Annotated in this window: 3 protein-coding genes and 1 pseudogene; 2 read left to right on the plus strand and 2 right to left on the minus strand. The window is 39.0% G+C overall.

From position 1 onward, the window contains the following. Positions 1-28: 28 nt before the first annotated feature. On the minus strand, positions 29-181 hold the full coding sequence (locus F6K13_RS20905) for a hypothetical protein (RefSeq protein ID WP_161564578.1): 153 nt from the start codon (positions 179-181) through the stop codon (positions 29-31). Positions 182-292: 111 nt separating this feature from the next. Here F6K13_RS20905 and F6K13_RS35295 point away from each other — a divergent pair. Beyond that, a pseudogene (locus F6K13_RS35295) lies at positions 293-358 on the plus strand (helix-turn-helix domain-containing protein); the annotation flags it as partial. A 534-nt stretch (positions 359-892) separates the two neighbouring features. Continuing rightward, positions 893-1945, plus strand: a complete 1053-nt coding sequence (gene rlmN, locus F6K13_RS20910; RefSeq protein ID WP_124145503.1) for a 23S rRNA (adenine(2503)-C(2))-methyltransferase RlmN — start codon at positions 893-895, stop codon at positions 1943-1945. Between the two features lie 593 nt (positions 1946-2538). Here the strand turns inward: rlmN and F6K13_RS20915 are convergent. Beyond that, positions 2539-4263, minus strand: a 1725-nt coding sequence (locus F6K13_RS20915; protein ID WP_287288253.1) for a HEAT repeat domain-containing protein, incomplete at its 5' end; no start/stop codon positions are given.

A 4263-nucleotide genomic window follows, 5' to 3' on the forward strand; every position in this document is an offset into this window, starting at 1 on the left:
AGCGCAAACAAAAAACTTTCTCCTTCTACTACTCTTTCTTCTTCTTTCTTTCTTTCCTCCTGACTCCTGACTCCTGACTCCTGACTCCTAAATAATTAAGATTAATATCATACATTAATTCACCAACACCAAAATTCCTTTGTTTTAGGGTACACAGAATATGGAATAGAATAGAAACCAAGATGGATGTACCTCATTAGTCTGAGAAACGCTATAGTTTAGATTAAAATTATCAAAGCTAGATTTAAGTATCGCATTTATCCAACACCAAAAAAAATACCAATGAGCAAAGCTATTTGTTTGTGTGCGTGTGGTTTGGAACTATGATCTAGCTTGTTGTCAAAACAAGTATAAATGAGGATTGAATCAACAGATTAATTCTGAACTATAAAAGCTGTTTATTACTCAACCAAAAAAGACGGAAAATAGGGAATGGTTATCAAAACTTTCGGGGTTGCACATTAAAGAATGATAATAGATTTTAAACTGTACATATATTTAGGAAAGAATAATCCAAAAATATCTACTTTCGGATTTCATCATTCCTGATTGTGCAATGGCAAACTTTCTATTGTCCTATTGCAATCCTATTTTATTCGTGTCAAAAATCTTACTGCTTTTTAGGGAACTGGGAACACTTAACTGGGAACACTTAACTGGGAACAGGGAATAGGTAAGAGTTTCAGTGTTTTTATTTACTTTTTGATTTGTCACGATCTATTTAGGATTGCTATATGACAACAGTCATTGAATGATTTAAACCGCCGTTCGTATTTTTAACCCTTAATTAGACCTACCTACTTAGGCGACTTTTATAGTTTATAGTATAGTTGAAGAAGCCTAAAAGTATTCAACCGCTTATTTATACAAATAAATTAATTACTAAACTCAAATGACTCAATCCTTAGTTACTCCTACCCAAACTCCTCTCTTAGGCTTATCTTTATCTGAGTTAACAGAGTGGGTACAACAGCAAGGACAACCTGCTTATCGAGGCAAACAATTATATCAATGGATATATCAAAAAGGGGCTAAGTCTCTGGCAGATATCACTGTATTTTCTAAACAATGGCGCGAGGAGATTAAGCATTTTCCCATTGGTCGATCTGCCATACATTACCGCTCTGTTGCTCCAGACAAAACGGTTAAATATCTGCTGCAACTATCAGACGGTAATATTATTGAAACTGTAGGTATTCCTAGCCATAAACGTCTAACTGTATGTGTTTCTTCTCAGGTGGGTTGTCCGATGGCTTGTGATTTCTGTGCTACTGGAAAAGGAGGTTTTACGCGGAACCTAGAAGCATACGAAATTATCGACCAGGTGCTGACTGTGCAAGAAGATTTTGAGCGACGAGTTAGCCATATTGTGTTTATGGGAATGGGGGAACCGTTGCTGAATACTAAAAATGTCTTGGCTGCTGTTAGGTCCCTGAATCAAGATGTGGGTATTGGACAACGTAATATAACTATCTCAACTGTGGGAATTCGCGATCGCATTCGTCAATTAGCCGAACATAAACTGCAAGTGACTCTCGCTGTTAGTCTTCATGCTTCTAATCAAAGATTGCGGGAACATCTGATTCCTAGTGCTAAATCTTATCCTTTAGGGGATTTGATAGCAGATTGTCGTGAATATGTCAACCTCACAAAGCGAAGAATTAGTTTTGAGTATGTGATGTTAACGGGTTTTAATGATTTACCAGATCATGCTAAAGAATTAGCTAAAAATCTACGGGGGTTTCAGTGCCATGTTAATTTAATTCCCTATAATCCTATTAGTGAAGTTGACTATCAAAGACCAACAGGAGAAGATATCAACGCTTTTGTTAATGCTCTCGAAGAAAAACATATTGCAGTTAGCGTTCGTTATTCTCGTGGTTTAGAAGCTGATGCCGCTTGTGGGCAATTACGGGCGTCGCGGGTTAGTGGTGTAGGGGAGTAAGGGAGTGGGGAGTGGGGAGTAGACACGGGGACGCGGGGACGCGGGGACGCGGGGATGGAGGCTTTGAATTTATGATTACAGTACTTTTTAGGATAGTGAGGTACAGCTATAAGACTATTTATATTATGTCCGGATAAACACTAACTGTAAAGTCATTGCGACTGGAACGGAGTGGAAGGAAGCAATCTCCTAATATCATGTTCGGATAAACACTAACTATAAAGTCATTGCGACTGGAACGGAGTGGAAGGAAGCAATCTCAAGAGTTTGAGGTATCTCTTCCATCTATATCCTAATCATAACTATTCAACCGAACATGATATTACACTTAGGAGGAAGGAAGGCAGAAGGAAAAGAAAGATTCAAAGGGGATAAGTTTTTTTATCACTAATTATCCGGACATGATATAAGTCCCTGAGATTGCTTTCCTGACGGAATGCTCCGCAAACGCTGCCGCTCGCAATGACAACTATTCAACCGGATTTTATATCCCACATTCCGCACTCCCTCACTCCTACCTCTGACTTTCCTACGGAATACTGCGCAAACAGGTAGAGAGAGGTACTGATAACTGATAACTGAAATGACGCGGACTAATTTTCTAATTTCTGCAATTTCTTCTTTGCCCACTCTCGCAGTTGTTCGTTTGGGTCATTTTCTGCTCTGTCTTGTAATAGTGGGAGGGTTTGCGGATGGTCTGGGTAACGTTTGACTATTGCTTTTAGTGCAATTTGTCGAGGGTTAAATTCGCTGAGTTTATTATAGTTTTCACTTTCAAAAGAGTCATGGTCTTCGACCTCCCTAATAAATTCATAGAGGGAGTCGTTGTAGTCGTAATTGCTCAACAAGTTAAACCTGACAAACTCTAGAGCTAGTCGAAGGTTTTCTTCAACATCAAGATGGTTTTCAAAAGGGTCATTTGTAGCGCATTCGTGAAGCAAAGGTAAAGTTTCTGGATGACGTTTCCAACCTTTGGCTATTTGGTCCAATGCTTCTGAGCGTACCTGCCAATCATCATCAGACTGTGCTAATTGTTTAAGCAAAGGTAAAGTTTCTGGACGACGTTTCCAACCTATGACTATTTGTTCTACTGCTCCAACTTTTACTTGCCAATCATCATCAGACTGCACTAATTGTGTGAGCAAAGGTAAAATTTCTGGGTGACGTTTCCAACCTCTAACTATTTGTTGTACTGCTACTATTCGTACATCCCAATTGCTATTGAGCTGTATCCATTGTGTGAGCAAAGGTAAAATTTCTGGGTAATGTTTCCAACCTCTAACTATTTGTTGTACTGCTACTGCTCGCACAAAACGATCATTATCAGACTGCACTAATTGTTTGAACAAAGGTAAAGTTTCTGGGTTATGCTTCCAACCTCTAAATATTTGTCGTACTGCCTCAAACCGCACCTGCCAATTATTATCAGAATGCGCTAATTGTTTGAGCAAAGGTAGAGTTTCTGGATGATGTTTCCAACCCCTAGCTATTTGCTCTACTGCTACTGCTCGGACATCCCAATTAACATTTAACTTTACAGATTCTTGAAGCATCGGCAGAGTTTCTGGGTGGTGTTTCCAACCTCTAACTATTTGTCGTACTATTTCAAATCGCACCTGCCAGTTGTTATCAGACTGTACTAATTTTTTGAGCATAGGTAAAATTTCTGGCTCATCTTTCCAACCAGTAGCTAATTGTTTAACCGCTTCTTCTCGTACATTTGAATTATCATCAGAATGCGCTAATTGTTTGAGCATGGGTAAAATTTCTGGCTCATCTTTCCAACCAGTAGCTAATTGTCGAACCGCTTCTCGTCGCATAAACCTATCATCAGACTGTACTAATTGTTTGAGCATAGGTAAAATTTCTGGCTCATCTTTCCAACCAGTAGCTAATTGTCGAACCGCTTCTCGTCGCATAAACCTATCATCATCATCAGACTGTACTAATTGTTTGAGCATGGGTAAAATTTCTGGCTCATCTTTCCAACCAGTAACTAATTGTTGCACTGCTTCTTCTCGCACCTGCCAATTATAATCAGACTGTACTAATTGTTTAAGTATGGGTAAAATTTCTGGCTCATCTTTCCAACCAGTAGCTAATTGTTTAACCGCTTCTGGCGGCAAATACTTATCATCAGACTGTACTAATTGTTTGAGCATAGGTAAAATTTCTGGCTCATCTTTCCAACCAGTAGCTATTTGTCGAATTGCTTGTCCTCGCACAAAACGATCATCATCAGACTGTACTAATTGTTTGAGCATAGGTAAAGTGTCTGGCTCATTTTTCCAACCAGTAGCTAATTGTCGAATTGCTTC

It is taken from the genome of Okeania sp. SIO2B9, assembly GCF_010672505.1.
Classification (GTDB): Bacteria; Cyanobacteriota; Cyanobacteriia; order Cyanobacteriales; family Microcoleaceae; genus Okeania; species Okeania hirsuta.